Consider the following 20,668-nt stretch of genomic DNA (forward strand, 5'->3'; position numbering starts at 1 on the left):
GCCGCGCCCCTTTGTTTTATTCAGGTGTCCCATGACGTCGCAACATCCTCTGCCGACCCTCTATATTCCGCATGGCGGCGGCCCGTGCTTCTTTATGGAGTGGAACCCGCCGCACCTGTGGGACCGCATGGGCGACTATCTGCGCGACATCCCTCATCAGGTGGGGCAGCGCCCGAAGGCCATACTGGTCATCTCGGCGCACTGGATGACCGAACGCTTCACGGTGCAGACCAAGGCGAAGCCGGGGATGTTGTTCGACTATTACGGCTTTCCGGACCATACCTATCGGCTGAGCTATCCCGCCCCCGGCTCGCCTGAACTGGCCGAGCGCGTCATTGCGCTGGCGGCAGAGGCGGATATCCCGGTCGATCGTGACGCCACCCGCGACTACGACCACGGCGTGTTCGTGCCCTTCCTGCTGATGTACCCCGACGCCGACATTCCGGTGGTGCAGCTTTCGATCAAAAGCAACTGGGACCCGCAGGACCATATCGCGCTAGGCAAGGCGCTGGCCCCGCTGCGCGACGAAGGCGTGCTGATCGTCGCCTCAGGCATGAGCTTCCACGACCTCAAGGCGTTGATCCGCCTGAGTCTGGCCCATGAGCCGGTCAATGGCTCCCACCATTTTAATGACTGGCTGAACGACACGCTGACGGCCCACACGGGTGAGGCGCGCGAAGCCTTATTGCGCGACTGGTCAAAGGGCGCAGGCGCGCGTATCGCCCACCCGCACGAGGACCATCTGGTGCCGCTCTTCGTGGCCGCCGGTGCCGCCAGCGACGCGAAGGCGGTGCGGACCTATGACGAGACGCTGCGCCCCATGAACACAGCGGTCAGCGGCTTTCAGTTCGGCTAGAGCATTCGTCGGCTAAGTTGAGCCGCCGAATGCTCTAAGTTTTTGTTTGGTCGCGCAATTTTTCCGAAAAGTGCCAAGACGCTTTTATGGCACTTTGTCGGATTGCGCTCTAGCTTGGCAGCTTTTATACGATGAGCGTCAGTTTCGCCACTTCCGGGTTTGCGTATGGGCGGCCATAATCCGTGTATGAACGGAGGTGTCGCATGTACGATCTTTATATCGCCAATAAGAACTATTCCTCGTGGTCGCTGCGCCCTTGGGTGCTGCTGAAAACGCTGGGGATTCCGTTTACGGAACACCTGCACTATTTCTCGACCCCCATCGGCGAGAATGTGCAGTTTAAGGCTTTTTCACCTTCATCTCTGGTGCCCGCTCTGCATGATCAGGGCCTGACTATCTGGGACTCGCTGGCCATAGCGGAGTATGTTTATGAGGCGCATCCCGCAGTGTGGCCTGCGGATCGTGAGGCGCGCGCCTTTGCCCGTTCAGCCGCGGCAGAGATGCATTCCGGCTTTTCCGTTTTGCGCACCATCTGCACCATGACCTGCGGACTGCGGGTGAAACTGCACACGATCAGCCCGGCGCTTCAGCGCAATATCGACCGCCTGGATGCGCTGTTCAGCGAAGGGCTGAGCCGCTTTGGCGGGCCGTTTCTGGCGGGAGACACCTTCACCGCGGTGGATGCGTTTTACTGCCCCGTGGCCTTCCGCGTGCAGACCTATGGCCTGACGCTGAGCCCTCCCGCGCAGGCCTACATCGAGCGCCTGCTGGCCCTGCCCTCCATGCAGGACTGGTACGCAGCGGCGTTGGCCGAAACGGCGCGCGAACCGGAGCACGAGGCCGAGGTGGCCGAGGTCGGCGTCGTGCTGGCCGACTATCGCGCGGTTTAAAAAGAGTTTGGCGGGAGGCTATCCGGACCTCCCGCCACGGCAGGAAACCTGCCGTTACACGCCGCAGCAAAAACGGCGCGTAATGCGGATCACGGTTTCGAGGAAACCGATCAGACCGGAAGTCTGGGGAGGGAGATAGATTTCAGAGGGAGTAGCTGCGCGCGCTGAAGGCGCAGGCCGGGCGCCCGGCGCGGACAGATCAGGCCGCGGCAATGGAGCGGCAGACGGGTCGGGGGTACGCATACTGATTACGCCTTGCACGGGGTTGCAAACAGGTACGCCATACTTAGCATACCGTATAATCCAGAATAATGACGTTCTCTTAATGTGCGATTAATGCGCGGAAAGGTTGAGACATCGCTATACCGATCACCCGGTCGGGATTGACTCCGAAGTCTATTTTGTTATATAGCAAAATACCGAAATAGAGAAGGGATGGCGCTATGCACCGCATCTGGGGATTTTTCGCGGCAGGCGTGCTGCTGGCCACGACGACCCATGCCGAGGAAGCCGCCGGGATATGGCGCGGCAAGCTGATGGGGCAACTGACGATCATCGTGCGCATTGAAAAGGAGGGTCAGGGCTATAAGGGCACGCTGCAAAGCCCGGATCAGTCGAAGGCCCTGCTGCCGCTGGATACAATCAGCGCCACCGCCGATACCCTCAGTTTTGATCTCAAACGCATCAATGGCCACTATGAGGGCCATTGGGATGACGCACAGAAGGCCTGGGTCGGCACCTGGTCGCAGGGGCAATCCCTGCCGCTTAGCCTCAGCCGCATCAACGAAAGCGATTTGAGCGTCAGTCACCGTCCGCAGGTGGACGCGGCCGAGGCGGCGCTGGCGCAATATCACGTCGAAAGCGTGCAGATCGCCACCCCGACGCCCGGCGTCACCCTGGCCGGCACCTATAGCGCACCAAAGGGCAATGGCCCCTTCCCCGCCGTGGTCCTGATCGCCGGTTCGGGGCCGAATACGCGCGACGAAACCGTGGCCGGTCACAAGGTTTTTCTGGTGCTGGCCGACGCCCTCAACCGTGCAGGGATCGCCGTGCTGCGCTACGATAAGCGCGGCATCGGCGGCTCGACCGGTGCCTATGCACAGGCCACCACCGCCGACTTTGCCGATGACGCTCAGGCCGCGGCTCACTGGCTGGGCGCGCGTAAGGACGTGAAGACGATCGGCCTGATCGGTCATTCCGAAGGCGGGATCATCGCCCCCCTCGTTGCCAACCGCACGCCGCAGGTGCAGTTTGTCGGGCTTCTGGCCGGTAGCGCGGTGCGCGGCGATCATCTGCTGCTCAGCCAGCAGGTCCTGATCGGACGTGCCAATGGTATGGACGAAGCGGCTTTGAGCCGGGCGCAGGCCACCAACCGCAAAATCTACGACGCGATTATCGCCGACCCGGCGCACGCCGAAACCACGCTACGCGCCATAGTCGCCGCCGAATGGCCCGCGGGAACGCCGGCCGACCCGGCGGTGATCGACGCTATCGTCAAGCCGGTTACCTCGCCGTGGATGAGCTGGTTCCTGCGCTATGACCCGCAAGTCGAACTGAAAATGCTGAAGATACCCGTACTGGCACTCACGGGCGAAAAGGACCTTCAGGTCGCCGCCCGTGACAATCTACCCGTCATGAAAGCCGCATTGGCGGGCAACCCAGATGCCACCCTCCGCGAATTGCCGGGCCTCAACCACCTGTTCCAGACGGCCGGGACCGGTGCGCCGTCCGAATATGGCGATATAGAGGAAACGTTCGCGCCCTCGGCTTTGAAAATAGTGACCGACTGGGTCAGTGAACGGACGCGGTAGAACTCTTTTTCAGCTCGTCTTCCAGCCACTCCATATCCTCGTCGCTGAGGCCGAAATGATGCCCGGCCTCGTGGATCAGGATATGGGCGACCAGATCAACCAGCGGCACGCCGGTTTCGGCCCATTCATCGAGGATCGGGCGGCGGAAAAGGTGGATCATCGGCGGCAGGTCGCCTGTGAACGTCTCGGTTTCCGCCGGTCGGCCAGTATAGAGGCCGGTCAGTTCAAACGGGTCTTCGATGCCCAGATCGGCCAGCAGGTCTTCGGCGGGGAAGTCCTCGACGATCAGCACCACGTCGCGCAGATACCCGGCAAAGGGCTCCGGCAGTTTGCTCAGCGTATCTCTGGCCAAGGCCTCGATGTCGTCCAGCGACGGCGGCGGTCCAAACGCGGTCTGGTTCATTCGGCGGCCGGACGATCGACAGCGTTTTCGGGATAAACCTCGACCGGCTTTTCGCCGTCCCACACCACCCAGTACTGCCCCAGCCGCCGTTTCCGCTCAATGGCTTCGGACACGGCTTCACGCAGCACCGTCAGGGCATGATTTGCGTAAGCCGACATATCTTCGCGGTTCATTTCACCTGCCCTGAGAAACGCTTCAACCCATCGAAAAGAGACGGGCTCGCCACCTGGCAATCCTCACCGGATTGATGAAAGATCACCTCTGCGCGGCCATCATCGTTCATGTAGCACACGCAGACGTCAGCCTTCATTCTATAATCAATCAGCAGATTGCGCAAACTACGCGGGAAAAGCCGTTCTATATCGGTCTGAGGTATATCATGTCCGCCATGCGCAACACGCTCAGCCACGCGCCGTTTAGAAACCGAAACGTCAGGCAACGCTAAATAATGAAGCTCAACCGTCCAGCCTTTGGCCCTTAACTGTTCGATCAGCCTCAGATAGGTTTTGCCGGACAGCGTCGTCTCAAATGCAAAATCCTCACGCACGGCAATCCGCGCCTCCATTTCTATCAGGAACAGCCGTGCCGCTGCTGCGGTCTGCTGCTCCGGATGAAAGGGCGACAGACCCGACGCGATGAGGCCGGCATTGATGGAATGTGCCACACCCACCGCAGGCAGGTACTTCAACGCAAATGTGGTTTTCCCTGCGCCATTCGGTCCGGCAATGATCAGACATCTGGGCATAGGCAACGCCTAAAACGCAAACGCCGCCGGGACAAGTCGTCCTGACGGCGTTCAAGGTGAGACTGTTCAGGCAGCGCTTAGGCGTCAATATCCTCAGGCAACCCCACCACATGGAAGCCCGCGTCGACGTGCACCACTTCGCCGGTGGTGGACAGGCCGAGGTCCGATGCCAGCCACAGGGCCGCCCCGGCGACGCCTTCCATAGAGGTTTCTTCTTTCAGCAGCGAGAACTGCCCCGACTTGGCGTGCAGCGAACGCCCACCGGAGATACCGGCCAGGCTGAGGGTACGCATGGCGCCCGCCGAAATGGCGTTGACGCGGATCTTCTTGGGGCCGAGGTCGCGGGCGATATAGCGCGTCGAGGCCTCAAGCGCCGCCTTGGCCACGCCCATGGTGTTGTAGTTCGGAATGACGCGCTCAGAGCCCAGATAGCTCAGCGTCACCAGCGAGCCGCCGTTCGGCATCAGCTCAGCGGCGCGGCGCGACACATCGACGAAGGAGAAGGCCGACACATTCATAGCCAGCAGGAAGCCTTCGCGGGTGGTGTTTTCGACGAACGAGCCTTGCAGTTCGTTCTTGTTGGCGAAGGCCACCGAATGGATCACGAAGTCGATTTCGCCGTAAATTTCTTTCAGCTTGGCAAAGGCCGCATCCATCGACGCGTCGTCGGTGACGTCGCATTCGATCAGGTGCTTGACGCCGATGGATTCGGCCAGCGGCCCGACGCGGCGCAGCAGGCTTTCGCCCATATAGGAGAAGGCCATGTCCGCGCCCTGCGCCGCCAGTTGCGAGGCGATGCCCCAGGCAATGGACTTGTCATTGGCAACGCCCATGACGAGGCCCTTCTTGCCCTTCATCAGCTCGCCCTTGGGGAATTTCCAGCCGTCTTCAGCCATATGTCTAATCCTATGAATACACCCACCCCGCTGCGCAGGGAGGGATGTGAATTACAAATCCGCCTGCGACAGGATAATCGAACCGTTGGTGCCGCCAAAGCCGAACGAGTTCGACATCACGGTCTCCAGCGCGCCGTCGCGGCGCTCCCTCAGGATCGGCATACCGTCAAAGGCCGGGTCGAGTTCCTCGATATGCGCGCTCTTGGCCGCGAAACCGTGCTGCATCATCAGCAGGCAGTAGATCACTTCCTGTGCGCCTGCCGCGCCCAGCGAGTGGCCGGTCAGCGACTTGGTCGAGGAGATCAGCGGAGACGCTTCGCCAAAGACGTTGCGCACTGCCCCCATTTCGCGCTCATCGCCCACCGGGGTCGAGGTGCCGTGCGGGTTGAGGTAGTCGATCTTACGGCCACCGGCCTGACGCAGGGCCTCACGCATACAGCGCTCCGCCCCTTCGCCCGACGGCGCCACCATGTCGTAGCCGTCCGAATTGGCACAGTAACCGACGATTTCGGCCAGAATATTGGCCCCGCGTGCCTTGGCCCGCTCATAGTCTTCCAGCACAACCGCGCCCGCACCCCCGGCGATGACGAAGCCGTCGCGGTTCTTGTCATAGGCGCGCGATGCGACTGACGGCGTGTCGTTGAAGTTCGAGGACATGGCGCCCATGGCGTCGAACAGATTGGACAGGGTCCAGTCCAGTTCTTCGGTGCCGCCAGCGAACATCACGTCCTGACGGCCCAGCATGATCTGCTCGGCCGCCGCCCCGATGCAATGCACCGAGGTGGCGCAGGCCGAAGAGATCGAATAGTTGATGCCGCGAATCTTGAACCAGGTGGCCAGCACCGCCGAAGGGCCCGACGACATGGCCTTGGGCACCGCGAATGGCCCGATGCGCTTGGGCGACTTCTTTTCGCGCGTCGTATCGGCGGCTTCGACGATGGTGCGGGTCGAAGGGCCGCCCGCGCCGAAGATGATGCCCGTGCGCTCGTTGGAAATATCGCTCTCTTCCAGACCGGCTGACTTTATCGCCTGCTCCAGCGACACGTGCCCGTAGGCCAGACCGTCCGACAGGAAGCGCGCCGCACGGCGATCAACCAGAGGCGTCCAGTCGCCGATGGTCGGTTTGGCGTGCACCTGACACTTGAAACCCAGCTCGGCATATTCCGGCGCGGCAACGATGCCCGATCTGGCGTCACGCAGCGAGGCCGCAACCTCATCTGCGCCCGTGCCGATGGATGAGACGATACCAAGACCGGTGATAACAACTCTACGCATAGTTCGCTTCCCTGTAGTCAGAGGGGTGCTTTTGATCAGACCAGATCCTTGGCGTCGAACAGGCCGACGCGCAGGCCCGACGCCGAATAGATCGGCTTGTCGTCAGCCAGCACCACGCCTTCGCCGATGCCCATGATCAGCTTGCCCGTCATGACCCGCTTCATATCTATCTTATAGGTCACCTTTTTGACCGACGGCGTGACCTGACCGGTAAATTTGACGTCGCCTACGCCCAGTGCGCGACCGCGGCCCGGATTGCCCGACCAGCCGAGGAAGAAGCCGACCAGTTGCCACATGGCGTCAAGGCCCAGGCAGCCCGGCATGACCGGATCGCCGATAAAGTGGCAGGCGAAGAACCACAGGTCGGGGTTGATGTCGAGTTCGGCTTCGATATAGCCCTTGTTGAAGGCCCCGCCATCCTGCGTGATCTGCGTGATACGATCCATCATCAGCATCGGCGGTGCCGGCAACTGGGCATTGCCCGGACCGTACATTTCCCCGCGCGAACAGGCCAGAAGGGCTTCATAATCGAAAGACGAAGGACGGTCGCTCATTGGGGCTCCGGATAGAATCTCACACACATATAGCTGTTATGCGGCGCTTAATGGCGCGTTCGTAACAGGCTGTAAAGATGCGTTACACGCATAGAGGCCGCGGCTCAATGGCTTTTCTTGTGAAATTTTACGGGCATTTGGCGTTTAACGCACGCCTTGCGAGGCACCCAGCCGCGTGAAGGGGTCCGGGCGTTTGCACGCCGCGCCCTCTTGCGCCCCCCACAGGCGATCCTGCGGTGCCCAGCCATCGACATTGCCGACCGACACCTTGCAATAACCCTTCTTGCACTTGTCGAGCGTCGCCAGAGAGCGTGGATTAAGCCGCGCCTTGACCTTGGCCGTGGACTTGGCCCCGCTCAGCAGGTCGATCTTCTGCGTACCCATCGACACCACGCTGCGCTGCGACTTCAGCATCGAGCGGTTCACCCAGGCAATGCCGCCGTCCGGATCGCAGATCATGCGCCATTCGCGGGTTTCGGAAATTATCTGCACCGGCAGATTTTTCTGACGATAGGTCCACAGGACCTTGTTTTCCTTGGTCGGGCCGGAGCGCGCATAGACTTCGTTGGACCGCAGCGACGCCCAGCGCGGCACCGGCTGCTTCGACGGCGTGTCGAAGGCCTCTTCGTCAGCGCTGCCCGCCTGCGCCAGCCCCGTCCCCGTCCCGACAAGGCCTGCCGCCAAAACAACCGCCCTCAGCCACCCCGACTTGACGCGGGGGCACGGCCTATGGTGTGGTGATTTTACTGCAAAAAATGGACTGAACAGGGTCGGCATCGGCAAAAGCGGACGATTGAAGGAGGCGTGGAAAGGTCTCAGACAGTTGCGTCGCAATGCTTCAGATTTGGTTAACCACGCCCTGAAAATCAGCCCCACAGACAGAAATGCCGCCAGAGGGTAAACGCATATTATGAACAAGAAACTGAAGGTCGTCATGACCGTGAAACTGCCCGACGGGGTGGAAACGCGGTTTCGCGAACTGTTCAACACCACGCTCTGGCTCAATAAGGACCCGATGCCGCGCGACAAGATGATCGAGGCGGCGCAAACCGCCGAAGTCCTCGTCTCTTCGATCAACGACCGCATCGACGCGGACTTTATCGACGCCTGCGGCGAGCAGCTCAAGATGATCGCCAATTTCGGCGTCGGCTATGACCATATCGACGTCGCCAGAGCGGTCGAAAAGGGCATCATCGTCACCAATACGCCGGGCGTGCTGACCGAAGACACGGCCGAAATGACCATGGGCCTGATCATCGCCGTAGCCCGCCGTTTCGTCGAAGGCGCTGAAACCGTGCAACGCGGTGAATTTTCCGCCTGGTCGCCGACATTCATGATGGGTCGCCGCATCTATGGCAAACGGCTGGGTATCGTCGGCATGGGCCGCATCGGTCAGGCTCTGGCGCGGCGGGCCCGCGCCTTCGGGATGCAGGTGCACTATCATAACCGCAAACCGGTGTCGCAGCGCATTTCGGACGAGCTTGAGGCCACCTACTGGGACGATCTGGACCAGATGCTGTCGCGCATGGACGTGGTGTCCATCAATGCGCCCGGCGGTCCCAACACCTTTCACCTTCTCGATGCCGAGCGCCTGTCGAAACTTCAGCCGCACGCCATCCTCGTCAACACGGCGCGCGGGCAGATCGTCGATGAAGAGGCGCTGGCGCACCTCTTGCGCGGCAATAAGATCGCCGGCGTCGGCCTTGACGTCTATGAGCGCTTGCCCGGCATCAATCCGGAACTGTTCGGCCTGCCCAATGCGGTACTGCTGCCGCATATGGCGTCTTCGACCATCGAAGCGCGCACCGATATGGGCGACCGGGTGATCCTCAATATCAAGACGCTTCAGGACGGCCACCGCCCACCCGATCGCGTCATCCCGGCGATGCTATAGTTACTCATGAAAACGTTTTGGCCTGCGGCCAAATACGTTTTTCATGGGTCGAGTATGAGAAAAAGACCCTCGGGGCGGCCCGTCGGGTCTTTTTCGCTTTTTATCCTCTCTCCCCGTGCACGGGGAGAGGGCCGGGCTGAGGGGCATGAAATGGCAAGTCCCCTGAAAATGCGTCGAAAAAAGTTTTTCACAGCTTTCCGAAAAATGCCCCTTGCAAAGGCCGCGGGCTTTTGTCTATAAGGCGCACCTCTTCGGCGGACACGCCGGTGGATAACAGAAACGAGCGGGTGTAGCTCAGCGGTAGAGCGCCACCTTGCCAAGGTGGATGTCGAGAGTTCGATCCTCTTCACCCGCTCCAATCTGTTTACAAAGCACAAAAGGCCGGATCGCTGATCCGGCCTTTTGTGCTTTGATACCCCCAACCCTTTACCGCTTATCCCCAGTCGCCGGATTGACAGTGTCTGTCATTCGCAGGAGGTTGGCGGGCAGAAAAGGGGGCCTTTCATGACATCGCCGAACACACGTCAGCTTCCGTTCGCTATCGCGTTTAGTGTCTTGTCTTTTATAACCGTGGCGCTGGGGGCGCTGACAATGCAACAGGCGGGGCTGAGCGCCGGGCTGTGGCTGCGTAACCCGGTGGCGTGGCTAATTGGCGGGGGTCTGTTCCTCGGCCTGAGCCGCGTTGTACGCCCGTCCGTGGCGCTTCTCTGGCCCGCCCTTATCCTTCTGGGTCTCTGTTTTGTCTTTCCGGGGCAAGACGGCGTTCACCGCTGGCTTTCCTTCGGTCCCGTTCAGCTCAATGCCGCCGCCCTGATCCTGCCGCTGGTGCTGACCGCCACCCCACCGGACAGACCGTCGCCGCAGTGGTTGATCGGTCTGGGCCTGATCGGCGCCTGTCTGGCGTGGCAGCCCGACCGTTCGCAACTGCTGGCCTTTGGCGTCGCTGCGCTGGTCCTGATCGCGCAGGTTTATGGCCCGCGTGCCCTGCTGTGGGCGGCGCCGGTTGCCGCACTGGCCCTTGGTCTGTGCCTGTGGCGGCCCGATCCGCTCCTGCCGGTCGCACACGTCGAAGGCGTGATCCACATGGCCGCCGCGCAGTCGCCGCTGCTGGCCGCCGCCCTTATGGCCGCTCTGGCCCTCACCGCCTTGAGCCCTCTGTGGCTGTGGCCCAACGAAAGCCGTCGCCCGCAGGCCCTGGCGCTAAGCCTCTATTTTGCCCTGAGCGCTGTGGCATGGCTTTACGGAGCCTATCCCGTGCCGCTGGCCGGGTACGGCCTCAGCTTTGTCCTCGGCTGGTGGCTTGGCCTTGCCGGGCTTTTTGCTAGATCGCGCAACGAAACCGCTTAAACACCGCTTGCGCCCCCCCTCAAAACGGGTACGTTTGTTGCAGCCGCTAAGTCCGGTAAAGACCGTCTTGGGCGCATTGTGTGCCGAAACGGGTCAGGTGGGAGTTTGTGCGCGCGATGCTTCTGGAAAGCGAAGCCGATTTGGTTGTGGTTCTGGGCATTCTGGCGGCGCTGCTGCTGGGCGTTGCGATCGTCGCCGGCATTATCGCCATCATCAAAACCTCACAGGTCCGTCAGTTTCAGGACCTTCTATTCAAGGCCGAGCGCAAGATAGATCAGCTTGAGCGGCGCATGTTCAATGTGCTCAACGCCGTGCCGGTGGCGCTGGTCGAAACCGATGCCTCGGGCAAGTTCATCTTCGCCAACAAGACCGCGCACCAGCTTCTGGGCCGTAAGGACAATGAGCTGATCGGTTTGCGTTTCCATTCGGCCACCTGGGGCATCACCTATCCCGACGGCCGCGTCATTCCGCCCGATCTCCTGCCCATTGCACGCACCCTGCGCGGTCAGACGGTGAAGGGCTTTCAGCACCTGATCGTCAATCACGGCAGCCGCACCAAGGTGCTGGTCTCCGTCACCTCCATGCCGATCATGAACACCAATGGCGAAGTGATTGGCTCAACCACGGCACTGGTCGAGATCGAAACTCAGACCGGCGAAGGCGTGGGCGACATCTCCGGCGTGTGGCGCGGTCACTGGTTCACGGCGGCACCGGTCCCCTTCTGGGGTCTGGATCAGAACGGGACGGTGCTCGACCTCAATCCGCGCGTCGGCAGCCTGCTCGATACACCGCGCGATCAGGCGATGAACGCCAATTGGGCCAAAGTCTTCGTGGCCGATGCCGACTTCCAGAAGGCCGTCGATTTCCTCGCCGACCTGCCGCCCGAAGGTCAGGGCAATGGTCGCCCCTCTTCCATCAACCTGTCGCTGAAGGACGTGCGCGGTCAGACGCACCCGGTCATCCTCACCGCCTGGATCGTCCATACGCAGGACGGCGAAGCGCAGGGCATTACGGTGGCCGCCATCCCGACCACGCAGACCCTTGCGCTCAGCGAAGCCCCCGCCCTGACCGCGCCTGCGGCCCCGGCCCTGTCCGACGATGCGCAGCAGGCGCTCGAAGACCTGCAAAAGGCCGAACTGGCGCGCGCCGCCCTCGGTGTCGGCGTGTGGTCCTACGACCCGGCATCGGATTCGATCGTCGAGGACGAAGGGATGCGCCGTCTGATCGGTCGCGAATTTGACGGTGGCCCGACGCGCATCACGGCCGAAGACCAGTTGCGCGCCAATGAGGTGTTCGGTCAGCTTATGTCGGGGCAGAGCGATACGCTTGATCTCGACCTGACCATTCCGCAGCCGGACGGTTCGGTTCGCCACGTCTCGCTCAAGGGGCAGGCGCAGATGGTCGATGGTCGCCGCGAGCTGTTCGGCGTTGCGCTTGACGTCACCCACGCGAAAGCCGCCGCGACGGTTGCCGTGCCCGTGCCAGAGCCGGTGATTATCGAAGACACGGCGAAGATCGAAGCGCTTCAGGCCGATCTGGCGGCGCTTGACACCGCCCGCAGTGACGCCGAGGCCGAACGCGATGCCCTGCGCGATGAACTGGAAGCCCTGAAAGACGCAGCTTCCAAGGCCGAAACCGCGGAACCCGGCGAAAATCCGGAACTGGAAGCCCTGCGCGCCGAGCTGGAAGCGCTGAAAGCCGAACCCAAGTCGGAACCCGAAGAGAGCCCGCTGAGCGCGGCCCTCGAAGCCTCTCTGGCGGAAATCGAAACGCTCAAGGCACGCGCCAGTGAGCTGACGGCGCTGGAAAACGAACTGGAAACCCTGCGGCAGGATTATGCAACCCTGGCCCAAAGCGCCGCCGAAGCTCAGTCAGATACACGCGATGCTGAAATCGAGGCCCTGAAGGCCGAGGTCGCCGAGTTGCAAGGCCTCAAGGCTCTGGAAGGCGAACTGAGCGCGCTGAAAGACGAAAAGGCCGAACTGGAGGCCGAATTTGCCGCGCTTCAGGCCGCGCCCGCTCCAGAAGCCAAGCCGGAACGCCAACTGAGCGACATCGCCGGAGACCTCAGCCCGCTGCACCGTCAGTGGAAGAGCGACGGCACCCTCACGCGGCTTTCGACCGGCTGGCAGGCCCTGACCGGTTGCGGCGCGCCTGAATTCTTTGGCGAAGGCTGGCTCGACAGCCTGCACCCGGACGATCAGGATCGCATCCATGCCGAGCTGGCCATGCATCTGGCGCAAAAGACGGCGGGTGAACTGTCCTATCGCGTCAAAACGCCCGCCGGTTTTGCTCCGGTGCTGGAACGACTGAGCCCGGTCATGGCGGACGGACAGTTCGAAGGGCTGCTGGGGGTGGCGTTCGACCTGTCAGCGCACCTGCCACCGCCGCCGCCACCGGAAACCGAGGCCGGACCGGACCGTCTGGAATATCTGACGCTGAAAGCCCGCACCGGACAGCTTGAACTGGAGATCGCTCAGTTACAGCTCGCCAAGCTGGAACTGGAGCGTCAGGCCGAACGCCTCGATACGGCACTGATCCTGTCGCAACGCTATGAAACGGTCGGGCGTCTGGCGGGCGATGTGGCCGCCGACTTCTCACAAATGCTGAACGTCATGAACGCCGCGCTCGACATGATCGGGCGTCAGGCCGACAGCCCGGACCTGCGCCGCCTGTCAGAAGCCGCCCTGGCGGCGGGCAAGCGCGGCGAGCGCCTGACGCGGCAATTGCTGGCCTTTACCACCGACGCCAAAGAGAAGGCGTAAGCCGGCGCGGCTGCTATAAAACCGTCGCAAAAACGGCCTATGGGCGGAGGTCTCAACCGTTACGCAGGATCGTTCATGACCGACAGCGCGCCGCTTACCTTTGGCTGGGAAGAATGGGTCGGCCTGCCCGACCTGGCCCTGCCCGCCATCAAGGCCAAGGTCGATACCGGGGCGCGCACCTCGGCCCTGCATGCGGTGGATATCGAGGTGTTCGGCACGCCGGAACGCCCGCGCGTGCGCTTCGTCGTCAATCCCGTGCCCGGCCGCTATGACATCGAGGTCGCCTGTTCCGCCGACCTCAAGGATCAGCGCGAAATCACCTCCTCCAATGGGGAGACGGAGTGGCGCTACGTCATCGAAACGCTTATTTCGATCAACGGGGTCAATCACCCGATAGAGGTGTCGCTGACCAACCGCGCCAATATGGCCTACCGTATGCTGATCGGGCGTCAGGCGCTGGAAAGCCTCGGCGCCCTGGTCGATCCGACGGCGGGGCAACGCCTGCCGGTTCTGTCCTACGACGTCTACAGCCGCGCCGATGCGCCCAAGGCCGTGAAACGCCCCCTGCGTCTGGCCGTGCTGACGCAGGATGCCGGCAACTATTCGATCCGCGCCCTGATCAAGGCGGCGCAGAACCGCGATCACGTCATCGAGGCCATCGAAACCTCGCGCTGTTATATGAACATCAATGTGACGCGCCCCGAAGTGCATTATGACGGCAAGCCGCTGCCGCAGTTCGACGCCATCATCCCGCGCATCGGTGTGCCGATGACCAGCTATGGCCTGGCTGTGGTGCGGCAGTTTGAGACGACGGGCGCCTATTGCCTCAACCGGTCTTCGGCAATCTCCGCCTCACGCGACAAGCTGCACGCGCTTCAGGTGCTGGCGCGCAAGGGCATCCCCATGCCGGTGACGGCCTTTGCCAAATCGCCCAAGGACACCGACTTTGTGGTGCAACTGGTCGGCGGCGCGCCGCTGGTCATCAAGCTGACCAAGGGGGCGCAGGGGCGCGGCGTGGTGCTGGCCGACACGCATCTGGCCGCTGCCTCGGTCATTTCGGCCTTCCGCGACCTCGATGCCGAACTGCTGACGCAGGAATTTATACGCGAGGCCGACGGCGAAGACCTGCGCTGCCTCGTCATCGGTTCAAAGGTCGTCGCGGCCATGAAGCGCAAGGCCAAGATCGGCGATTTCCGCGCCAACCTGCATCAGGGCGGCAAGGCCCTGTCGGTCGAAATCACGCCGGAAGAAGCCGACATCGCGGTGAAGGCCGCCCGCGCCTTGGGCCTTCAGGTGGCAGGCGTGGATATTCTGCGTTCGCATTCGGGGCCGAAGGTGCTGGAAGTCAATTCCTCGCCCGGCCTTCAGGGGATCGAAAAGGCCTCCGGTGTCGATGTGGCCGACCTGATCATCCGCCATGTCGAGAGCAAGCTGCGCCCGGTGCAGCACCTGCCGAAACAAAACCCGCGCGCCAAACGCCGGGAGTGAAACGAGCGGGGACGGGGTGGAAACCCTCTTTCCCCCTGCCCCACTCCATGCCATTTAAGCCCTATGAAGCGCTTTGGCCTAAAGGACGAGGATCTGAAACTGTGGCATCTGGTGACGGCCACGGTGCGTCCGCACGCGCTCAGCAAAAAGAAGCCCGCACCGGTCAAGCCACCCTTCGCCCAGCCTGAGATCGAGACGGTTACCATCAAGGGCCTGCCCGAAGGGCAGAACACCCTCTCCGCCCCGCGTATCGAGCGCCCCCTGCCGTTGGTGCCGTTCAAAATCGGTGAGGCCGTGCGCCCACAGAGCGGCTTTCGCCTGAGCGAAGCGACCTCTTTCGCGCCCGACCCGATCGAGCCCAAACGCAAGCGCCGCATCAGCCGCGAACGCGACCCCATCGAAGCGCGCCTCGACCTGCACGGCCTGAACCAGATTCAGGCCGAACAGCGCCTCAAAGCCTTTGTGCAGCAGGCCTGGGCCAATGACTATCGCGCCGTTCTGGTCATTACGGGCAAGGGCATGGCCGAAAACGGGATATTGAAACGCAACGCACCGGATTGGCTGTCCGATCCGGCGCTGGCGCACATAGTGGCCGGGATTTCACAGGCCCACGCCCGCCACGGCGGCTCCGGTGCGCTCTATGTGGCGTTGAAGCGACGTCAGGGCTGAACGACGACGCCCGACTCGTCTTCCGACCGTTTCGGTGCAAATGGGGGTTGCGGCAACTTAGCACTTTTTCGTTTATGTTTGACACCTGACGCCCAGAACAGAATGGCACCCAAGGGAAGCGTCACATAAAACTCAAACGAACTGGCCAGCCCTTGCGCATATCCCGAAACGGGAAAGCCCAAAAAGAGGGGCTGCCAACTGATCATGTTGTTTATCCAGAAATAGGAAAGCCGGGTGAAGCCTATGGCAACGGAAATGGCCCACAGCCAGCCCAACGGTATGCCTTTGACGCTCAAACACACATAGAGGGTGTACAGACTAAATAGCAAAACACCGGAGGAAATGAACAAAAATAGAATTCGCTCTGAATTCAGACGTGCAAATGAAAAATCGACAGACTTCAAATCATTGCTATTTAAGTAATTTATTTTAAAATTATTGGCCTTGTAGCTCGATACTTGCTTTACGAACTGTACCGTGCTTATTAAAACACTATCACCCTGTTTATTTAAGAGTGTAATTGTCGTGATTTCCGGCTGACCTGTGGTGTAGGTCGTTTGCCATTGCGCCACACGAATCAGATCCGGCTTCGCCGGAATATATTTCGCAAAAATCGGTATGGTTTTGCGATACTCTGCGGTCATCATGGCCGGCAAACTACGCTGACTTAGACTTTCCCAGTCCTGGGCTTTGACCCGTTTTTGATAGGCAATGGCCTCACGCACGGCGGCTGGCGGAGCTGTTCGTTCTACCACGTAAAACAAAGGATGATCTGGTCTGTGCACGCTTGGCCAAAAGAGGAGGCCCGCCACGAAGAGAGCGAAAACAGACAGACAGAATGTAGCGGCCAGAAACTTACGCACTTCCCCCTCCGAGAGCGTAATACCCTTATGACCCCATCCAAAGCCAGGAAGGTGACATAGTCAAGCCGAAGTCAATCAGATCAGCCCGTTCTGCTTCGCCAGTTCGGCGTAAGAGACCTGCGGACGCGGGCCGTAGTGGCTGATCACCTCGGCGGCAGCGAGCGCCCCCAGACGGCCGCAGGTTTCCAGATGCAGGCCCTGCGTCAGGCCATACATCACCCCTGCCGCGTACTGATCACCGGCCCCGGTGGTATCGACGACCTCGGTCACCGGATAGACGGGGATGTCATGCGACAGATCGGCCTTCAGTGCTACCGAGCCGCGCTCGGAACGGGTGACGAAGGCCAGATCGGCCTTGGATTTCAGATAGCGCGCCGCCTTGTCGAAATCCTCAGTCTGGAACAGCGACAGAAGCTCGGACTCATTCGCAAAGACAAGATCGATATGCTGGTCGATAAAGGCCAGCAGGTCAGTGCGCCAGCGATCGACCACGAAGCTGTCAGACAGGGTCATGGCCGTCTTGCGGCCCGCCGACCTTGCGATTTCACAGGCCTTGGCAAAGGCGGCGCGGCCGGACGGCGTGTCGAACAGATAGCCTTCGAGGTAGGTGATTTGCGACGCCCTGATCAGCTGCGGATCGACGTCTTCGGGCTGCACCAGAGCGGCAGCCCCCAGAAACGTCGCCATGGTGCGCTGACCGTCTTCGGTGACATTGATCAGGCAACGGCCCGTGTGGGTCGGGTCGTCGTGCAGGAAGGGCACGTCGAAATGCACGCCGCTCTTTTTCAGGTCGCGGCTGAACACTTCGCCCAGTTCATCGTGCGCTACCTTGCCAATATAGGCCGCCTTGCCGCCAAACGAGGCGACGCCGGCGATGGTATTGCCCGCCGAACCGCCGGATTCCTGTGTCAGGTCTTCGTTATTGGCTTCCGAGCGCGCCACCATCTTGCCATAGAGGTTCAGCGCGCGGTGCTGATCAATCAGCGTCATGCCGCCCTTGGGCAGGCCTTCTGACACGATAAACGCTTCGCTGGCCGGGGCCAGCACGTCCACAATGGCATTGCCAACGGCGGTGACGTCGTACTCAGAAGACATGCGCGATAATCCGGTTGCTATTGGGCGTGTCTTTGCGCAAAAACCGCGCACGGAGCAAGCGAAAATGAAAAAGTCCCTTCTGATGAAGTCACTTCTCATCCTGACCCCCAACCCGGCGCACCCATCGCATCATGGACGCTGGCCCGCCGTGCTGGAGGCCTATCGCGCCGCCTTTGCAGCATTTGAGGTCGAGGCGCAGCCATGGTCGGAGCCTCTGACGCGACCCTATGATCTGGTGCTGCCGCTGGTCGCCTGGGGCTATCATAATGCGCCCGATGACTTCCGCCGCGCTCTGGCCCAGATCAAGGCCAAGGGCTACCGGATGCACAACCCCGCCGAAATCGTCAGTTGGAACGTCGATAAGGCCTATCTGCGCGATCTGGCCGAAGGTGGCATCCGCATCGTGCCGACCCTGTTTGCCGACACCCTCACGCCGGAAACCCTCACCCGCGCCCGTGCCGATTTCGGACAGGACGCGCTGGTGCTCAAGCCGCGCATCTCCGCCGGGGCCAAGAAAACCCTCGTCTGGGAAGGGGCCGACGTCCCCGAATGGGCACCTGAAACGGACGTCATGCTGCAGCCTTTTATGCCCGCCATCCAGTCCGAAGGCGAATGGTCGCTGATCTTCTTCGGCGGCGATTTCAGCCATGCGGTGCTCAAAACGCCCAAGCCGGGCGATTTCCGCTCGCAACCCGACTATGACGCCCATCTGCGGGTGCAGACGCCGCCGGTCGCCGCCGTCGAACTGGCCTATCAGGCGCTGGAATATGTGGGTCAGACCCTGCTCTATGCGCGCGTCGATATGGTGCGCAATGCCGCCGGTGACTTCTGCCTGATGGAGCTGGAGCTGATCGAACCCGACCTCTATCTCAAATACGAAGACACCGCACCGGCCCGCCTCAGCCACGCGGTCGAGCACGCACTGGGGCTATGCGGGCACAGTCACTAACCCACCCCTCGCTTGGGGCATAGGTCTTCGACCAGACAGGCCATGCACTTGGGGCCGCGCGCCGTGCAGGTATAGCGCCCGTGCAGGATCAGCCAGTGGTGCGCCCGCGTCAGCCATTTGCGCGGGATCGAGGCCATCAGTTGCGCCTCGACCTTGTCCGGCGTGGTGGCGCTGTCATCGACCAGCCCCAGCCGGTGCGAGACGCGATAGACGTGCGTATCGACCGCAATGGCCGGCTCGATATGCAGCTCATTGAGCACCACCGAGGCTGTTTTATTGCCCACGCCCGGCAGGCTGAGCAGGTCCGAGCGATTGAGCGGTACCTGACCGTCGAAACGGTTGATCAGGATACGGCACATCTCCATCACATTTTTGGCCTTGTTGCGATAAAGCCCGATGGAGGAGATCATCTGCATCAGCCGTTCTTCGCCCAGATCGAGCATGGCCTGCGGCGTGTCGGCCAGCGCAAACAGCGGCCCGGTCGCCTTGTTGACCGCCACATCGGTCGTCTGGGCCGACAGGGCGACAGCCACCACCAGCGTAAAGGGATTGGAGAAGTTCAGTTCGGTCCTGGGGTCCGGTTGATCGGCCTCAAAGCGCTCGAACAGCTTTTTGACGGCGGCCGCACTACGCATGTGTCGCTTCCGCCGCCATCACATCCTCCCACTTCAGCCATTTCTCGGCGATGGCGGCATTGAGGTCGATACCTTCTGCGCGCGCCATCAGCAGCGTCATGCAGATCAGATCGGCCATCTCCATCGCTACCTCGTGCCTGGCCGCTGTGGCGTCGCGCCGCGAACGCCCGGTCATGGCCAGATAGGCCTGGGTAAGTTCGCCCATCTCCTCCTGCATTTTCAGCAGGTGCCAGTCGCCGCTCCGGTCGATGTCATAGACGCGCTCATAGCGGTCGGAAATGGCCTGAAGGCGGTCGATAAAGGGCTCAAGTTCGGGAAGGGGCGCGGTCATGGCGGTATTGTGAAATGATTTCAGCGCCCCCGCAAGACACGCCTTGCGAGGGAAGCATCCGGCGGGCTAAGCCTTTTCCATGATCTGCGTTCTGTTTGTCTGTCTGGGTAATATCTGCCGTTCGCCGCTGGCCGAGGGCCTGTTGCGTCATCACGTCGAACAGGCGGGCTTAAGCGACCGCTTTGTCATCGACTCCGCCGGTACCGGCGGCTGGCACGCGGGCGAAGGGCCGGACCGCCGCTCCGTCGTCGTGGCGGCGCGTTATGGTGTCGATATTTCCGCCCAGTGCGCGCGTCAGCTTCATGGCGACGACTTTTACCGCTTTGACCTGATCCTTGGTCTTGACCGCGATAATGTGCGAAATATCCGCAAAATCGCTCCCGCCGATACGACCGCGACCATCGGTCTTTATCTTGAAGTAGCGCTGGGCCTGACGAAGGATGTGCCCGACCCCTATTACGGCGACACTCGCGATTTCGAAGCCGTCTATCGCCTGTGCGATGAGGCCTCGGCGGCACTGCTGCGCACGTTGACAAAGCGTCCCGCCTAAAGCCACATACGGCACTCTCACATCTAAAGGAGCCGCGTGTGGCCGAAGTCAGCAATGAACGTTTCAGCGAAATGGTCGTCGAACAGATCGAGGTAGCCAACCGCCATCTGCCTGAAAGCGAACCCGGCGTGGCCGGTGCCGCCCTGATGCAGGCGGCGGCGCGCTTTAATGCCTTTGTCTCTTCGCGGCAGTTCGTCAGTGGGCGGATCATGCTGCAAAACAAGGACGCCCATATCGAGCATTATGTGCGTCTGTATAAGCAGTATCTCGAAGAGCAGTTCGCCGACTATGCGGCCAATTACGATGTCTATACCCGTCCCGCGAACAAGGGCTAAGCGACCGTGACGTCTCCCGTTTCCAATGAGGTCTTTCGTCAGATGGCCGCCGACCATATCGACCTGACCAATAGCCACGCGCACAACAGCTCGATCGGTGAAGCCGGCGGGGCCCTGCTTCAGGCCGCCACACGCTACACGGCCTTTACCTGCGCCGCTCAAAGCGCCGACAAGACGCAGTTTCTGGCCGCGCGCAAACTCAATGTCGAGCAGTTGACGACGCAGTTCCGCGAACTGTTGCTCAGCCACTATGATGACTTTGGCGACAATTACGAAACCTATCTGAAATAGCAAAAAGCCCCGGAGCGATCCGGGGC

General features: G+C 61.4%; 23 protein-coding genes and 1 tRNA gene. 13 read left to right on the forward strand and 11 right to left on the reverse strand.

Going from position 1 to position 20,668, the window contains the following annotated elements; genetic code table 11:
- The first annotated feature begins 31 nt into the window (after positions 1 to 31).
- The 3 genes from PQU94_RS06655 to PQU94_RS06665 all read left to right on the forward strand — a co-directional run bounded on the left by PQU94_RS06655 (position 32) and on the right by PQU94_RS06665 (position 3,557).
- Complete coding sequence (locus PQU94_RS06655; RefSeq protein ID WP_272740687.1) at positions 32 to 856, forward strand: DODA-type extradiol aromatic ring-opening family dioxygenase; 825 nt, start codon at positions 32 to 34, stop codon at positions 854 to 856.
- A gap of 203 nt (positions 857 to 1,059) precedes the next feature.
- Positions 1,060 to 1,746: a glutathione S-transferase family protein gene (locus PQU94_RS06660; protein WP_272740688.1), complete on the forward strand. Its 687-nt coding sequence runs from the start codon at positions 1,060 to 1,062 to the stop codon at positions 1,744 to 1,746.
- A gap of 443 nt (positions 1,747 to 2,189) precedes the next feature.
- Positions 2,190 to 3,557, forward strand: a complete 1,368-nt coding sequence (locus PQU94_RS06665; RefSeq protein WP_272740689.1) for an alpha/beta hydrolase family protein — start codon at positions 2,190 to 2,192, stop codon at positions 3,555 to 3,557.
- On the opposite strand, the gene PQU94_RS06670 is transcribed toward PQU94_RS06665, so the two are convergent.
- From PQU94_RS06670 to PQU94_RS06700, 7 genes are all read right to left on the reverse strand, one after another.
- Complete coding sequence (locus PQU94_RS06670) at positions 3,538 to 3,960, reverse strand: metallopeptidase family protein (protein ID WP_272740690.1); 423 nt, start codon at positions 3,958 to 3,960, stop codon at positions 3,538 to 3,540. The genes PQU94_RS06665 and PQU94_RS06670 overlap by 20 nt on opposite strands.
- Positions 3,957 to 4,133 carry a hypothetical protein gene (locus PQU94_RS06675; RefSeq protein WP_272740691.1) on the reverse strand — a complete coding sequence of 59 codons (177 nt, stop codon included), beginning with the start codon at positions 4,131 to 4,133 and terminating at the stop codon, positions 3,957 to 3,959. The genes PQU94_RS06670 and PQU94_RS06675 overlap by 4 nt, the downstream gene beginning before the upstream one ends.
- The gene (locus PQU94_RS06680) at positions 4,130 to 4,705 is read right to left on the reverse strand and encodes an ATPase (RefSeq protein ID WP_272740692.1); all 576 of its coding nucleotides are present in this window, start codon (positions 4,703 to 4,705) and stop codon (positions 4,130 to 4,132) included. The genes PQU94_RS06675 and PQU94_RS06680 overlap by 4 nt, the downstream gene beginning before the upstream one ends.
- A 77-nt stretch (positions 4,706 to 4,782) precedes the next feature.
- Positions 4,783 to 5,601 carry an enoyl-ACP reductase FabI gene (locus PQU94_RS06685; protein WP_272740693.1) on the reverse strand — a complete coding sequence of 273 codons (819 nt, stop codon included), beginning with the start codon at positions 5,599 to 5,601 and terminating at the stop codon, positions 4,783 to 4,785.
- A gap of 51 nt (positions 5,602 to 5,652) precedes the next feature.
- Positions 5,653 to 6,876 (reverse strand): beta-ketoacyl-ACP synthase I, encoded by a 1,224-nt coding sequence (fabB, locus tag PQU94_RS06690; RefSeq protein WP_272740694.1) that lies wholly within the window; start codon positions 6,874 to 6,876, stop codon positions 5,653 to 5,655.
- Positions 6,877 to 6,911: 35 nt separating this feature from the next.
- A complete protein-coding gene (fabA, locus tag PQU94_RS06695; protein WP_126419517.1) occupies positions 6,912 to 7,430 on the reverse strand; it encodes a 3-hydroxyacyl-[acyl-carrier-protein] dehydratase FabA in 519 nt (172 codons plus the stop codon).
- A 144-nt stretch (positions 7,431 to 7,574) separates the two neighbouring features.
- Positions 7,575 to 8,114, reverse strand: coding sequence for an SH3 domain-containing protein (locus tag PQU94_RS06700; RefSeq protein WP_272740695.1), 540 nt, complete (start codon positions 8,112 to 8,114; stop codon positions 7,575 to 7,577).
- A 223-nt stretch (positions 8,115 to 8,337) separates the two neighbouring features.
- Here PQU94_RS06700 and PQU94_RS06705 point away from each other — a divergent pair, with 223 nt between their 5' ends.
- The 6 genes from PQU94_RS06705 to PQU94_RS06730 all read left to right on the forward strand — a co-directional run bounded on the left by PQU94_RS06705 (position 8,338) and on the right by PQU94_RS06730 (position 15,593).
- Positions 8,338 to 9,324 carry a 2-hydroxyacid dehydrogenase gene (locus PQU94_RS06705; protein ID WP_272740873.1) on the forward strand — a complete coding sequence of 329 codons (987 nt, stop codon included), beginning with the start codon at positions 8,338 to 8,340 and terminating at the stop codon, positions 9,322 to 9,324.
- A 283-nt stretch (positions 9,325 to 9,607) separates the two neighbouring features.
- Positions 9,608 to 9,682: transfer RNA gene (locus PQU94_RS06710), tRNA-Gly, on the forward strand.
- 146 nt (positions 9,683 to 9,828) lie between these two features.
- The gene (locus PQU94_RS06715) at positions 9,829 to 10,671 is read left to right on the forward strand and encodes a hypothetical protein (protein WP_272740696.1); all 843 of its coding nucleotides are present in this window, start codon (positions 9,829 to 9,831) and stop codon (positions 10,669 to 10,671) included.
- Between the two features lie 116 nt (positions 10,672 to 10,787).
- Positions 10,788 to 13,436, forward strand: coding sequence for a PAS domain-containing protein (locus PQU94_RS06720; RefSeq protein WP_272740874.1), 2,649 nt, complete (start codon positions 10,788 to 10,790; stop codon positions 13,434 to 13,436).
- A gap of 75 nt (positions 13,437 to 13,511) precedes the next feature.
- A complete protein-coding gene (gene rimK, locus PQU94_RS06725) occupies positions 13,512 to 14,924 on the forward strand; it encodes a 30S ribosomal protein S6--L-glutamate ligase (protein ID WP_272740697.1) in 1,413 nt (470 codons plus the stop codon).
- A gap of 63 nt (positions 14,925 to 14,987) precedes the next feature.
- A complete protein-coding gene (locus tag PQU94_RS06730) occupies positions 14,988 to 15,593 on the forward strand; it encodes a Smr/MutS family protein (protein ID WP_272740698.1) in 606 nt (201 codons plus the stop codon).
- Here PQU94_RS06730 and PQU94_RS06735 read toward each other — a convergent pair.
- Both PQU94_RS06735 and PQU94_RS06740 read right to left on the reverse strand, forming a co-directional pair.
- Complete coding sequence (locus tag PQU94_RS06735; protein WP_272740699.1) at positions 15,584 to 16,456, reverse strand: hypothetical protein; 873 nt, start codon at positions 16,454 to 16,456, stop codon at positions 15,584 to 15,586. The two genes, PQU94_RS06730 and PQU94_RS06735, sit on opposite strands and share 10 nt — an antisense overlap.
- Before the next feature lie 75 nt (positions 16,457 to 16,531).
- The gene (locus tag PQU94_RS06740; RefSeq protein ID WP_272740700.1) at positions 16,532 to 17,551 is read right to left on the reverse strand and encodes an adenosine kinase; all 1,020 of its coding nucleotides are present in this window, start codon (positions 17,549 to 17,551) and stop codon (positions 16,532 to 16,534) included.
- A gap of 64 nt (positions 17,552 to 17,615) precedes the next feature.
- Here PQU94_RS06740 and PQU94_RS06745 point away from each other — a divergent pair, with 64 nt between their 5' ends.
- The gene (locus tag PQU94_RS06745) at positions 17,616 to 18,500 is read left to right on the forward strand and encodes an ATP-grasp domain-containing protein (RefSeq protein ID WP_272740701.1); all 885 of its coding nucleotides are present in this window, start codon (positions 17,616 to 17,618) and stop codon (positions 18,498 to 18,500) included.
- Here the strand turns inward: PQU94_RS06745 and nth are convergent.
- Both nth and PQU94_RS06755 read right to left on the reverse strand, forming a co-directional pair.
- Positions 18,497 to 19,135 (reverse strand): endonuclease III, encoded by a 639-nt coding sequence (gene nth, locus PQU94_RS06750; RefSeq protein WP_272740702.1) that lies wholly within the window; start codon positions 19,133 to 19,135, stop codon positions 18,497 to 18,499. The genes PQU94_RS06745 and nth overlap by 4 nt on opposite strands.
- A complete protein-coding gene (locus PQU94_RS06755; protein ID WP_272740703.1) occupies positions 19,128 to 19,466 on the reverse strand; it encodes a pyrophosphohydrolase domain-containing protein in 339 nt (112 codons plus the stop codon). Before PQU94_RS06755 ends, nth begins: the two co-directional genes overlap by 8 nt.
- Positions 19,467 to 19,545: 79 nt before the next feature.
- Here PQU94_RS06755 and PQU94_RS06760 point away from each other — a divergent pair, with 79 nt between their 5' ends.
- Genes PQU94_RS06760 through PQU94_RS06770 form a run of 3 tightly spaced genes read left to right on the forward strand, consistent with a single transcriptional unit; the run spans position 19,546 to position 20,642 of the window.
- Positions 19,546 to 20,016 carry a low molecular weight protein-tyrosine-phosphatase gene (locus tag PQU94_RS06760; RefSeq protein WP_272740704.1) on the forward strand — a complete coding sequence of 157 codons (471 nt, stop codon included), beginning with the start codon at positions 19,546 to 19,548 and terminating at the stop codon, positions 20,014 to 20,016.
- Positions 20,017 to 20,054: 38 nt separating this feature from the next.
- Complete coding sequence (locus tag PQU94_RS06765) at positions 20,055 to 20,351, forward strand: DUF3144 domain-containing protein (protein ID WP_272740705.1); 297 nt, start codon at positions 20,055 to 20,057, stop codon at positions 20,349 to 20,351.
- Positions 20,352 to 20,357: 6 nt separating this feature from the next.
- The gene (locus PQU94_RS06770) at positions 20,358 to 20,642 is read left to right on the forward strand and encodes a DUF3144 domain-containing protein (protein WP_272740706.1); all 285 of its coding nucleotides are present in this window, start codon (positions 20,358 to 20,360) and stop codon (positions 20,640 to 20,642) included.
- The last annotated feature ends 26 nt before the right edge of the window (positions 20,643 to 20,668 follow it).

It is taken from the genome of Asticcacaulis currens, from assembly GCF_028550395.1.
GTDB lineage: Bacteria > Pseudomonadota > Alphaproteobacteria > Caulobacterales > Caulobacteraceae > Asticcacaulis > Asticcacaulis currens.

Excerpts from the sequence above, each read along its gene's own strand:
- PQU94_RS06655 (WP_272740687.1), top strand. The coding sequence starts at position 32 with ATGACGTCGCAACATCCTCTGCCGACCCTCTATATTCCGCATGGCGGC.
- PQU94_RS06660 (WP_272740688.1), top strand. The coding sequence starts at position 1,060 with ATGTACGATCTTTATATCGCCAATAAGAACTATTCCTCGTGGTCGCTG.
- PQU94_RS06665 (WP_272740689.1), top strand. The coding sequence starts at position 2,190 with ATGCACCGCATCTGGGGATTTTTCGCGGCAGGCGTGCTGCTGGCCACG.
- PQU94_RS06670 (WP_272740690.1), bottom strand. The coding sequence starts at position 3,960 with ATGAACCAGACCGCGTTTGGACCGCCGCCGTCGCTGGACGACATCGAG.
- PQU94_RS06675 (WP_272740691.1), bottom strand. The coding sequence starts at position 4,133 with ATGAACCGCGAAGATATGTCGGCTTACGCAAATCATGCCCTGACGGTG.
- PQU94_RS06680 (WP_272740692.1), bottom strand. The coding sequence starts at position 4,705 with ATGCCCAGATGTCTGATCATTGCCGGACCGAATGGCGCAGGGAAAACC.
- PQU94_RS06685 (WP_272740693.1), bottom strand. The coding sequence starts at position 5,601 with ATGGCTGAAGACGGCTGGAAATTCCCCAAGGGCGAGCTGATGAAGGGC.
- fabB (WP_272740694.1), bottom strand. The coding sequence starts at position 6,876 with ATGCGTAGAGTTGTTATCACCGGTCTTGGTATCGTCTCATCCATCGGC.
- fabA (WP_126419517.1), bottom strand. The coding sequence starts at position 7,430 with ATGAGCGACCGTCCTTCGTCTTTCGATTATGAAGCCCTTCTGGCCTGT.
- PQU94_RS06715 (WP_272740696.1), top strand. The coding sequence starts at position 9,829 with ATGACATCGCCGAACACACGTCAGCTTCCGTTCGCTATCGCGTTTAGT.
- PQU94_RS06720 (WP_272740874.1), top strand. The coding sequence starts at position 10,788 with ATGCTTCTGGAAAGCGAAGCCGATTTGGTTGTGGTTCTGGGCATTCTG.
- rimK (WP_272740697.1), top strand. The coding sequence starts at position 13,512 with ATGACCGACAGCGCGCCGCTTACCTTTGGCTGGGAAGAATGGGTCGGC.
- PQU94_RS06730 (WP_272740698.1), top strand. The coding sequence starts at position 14,988 with ATGAAGCGCTTTGGCCTAAAGGACGAGGATCTGAAACTGTGGCATCTG.
- PQU94_RS06740 (WP_272740700.1), bottom strand. The coding sequence starts at position 17,551 with ATGTCTTCTGAGTACGACGTCACCGCCGTTGGCAATGCCATTGTGGAC.
- PQU94_RS06745 (WP_272740701.1), top strand. The coding sequence starts at position 17,616 with ATGAAAAAGTCCCTTCTGATGAAGTCACTTCTCATCCTGACCCCCAAC.
- nth (WP_272740702.1), bottom strand. The coding sequence starts at position 19,135 with ATGCGTAGTGCGGCCGCCGTCAAAAAGCTGTTCGAGCGCTTTGAGGCC.
- PQU94_RS06755 (WP_272740703.1), bottom strand. The coding sequence starts at position 19,466 with ATGACCGCGCCCCTTCCCGAACTTGAGCCCTTTATCGACCGCCTTCAG.
- PQU94_RS06760 (WP_272740704.1), top strand. The coding sequence starts at position 19,546 with ATGATCTGCGTTCTGTTTGTCTGTCTGGGTAATATCTGCCGTTCGCCG.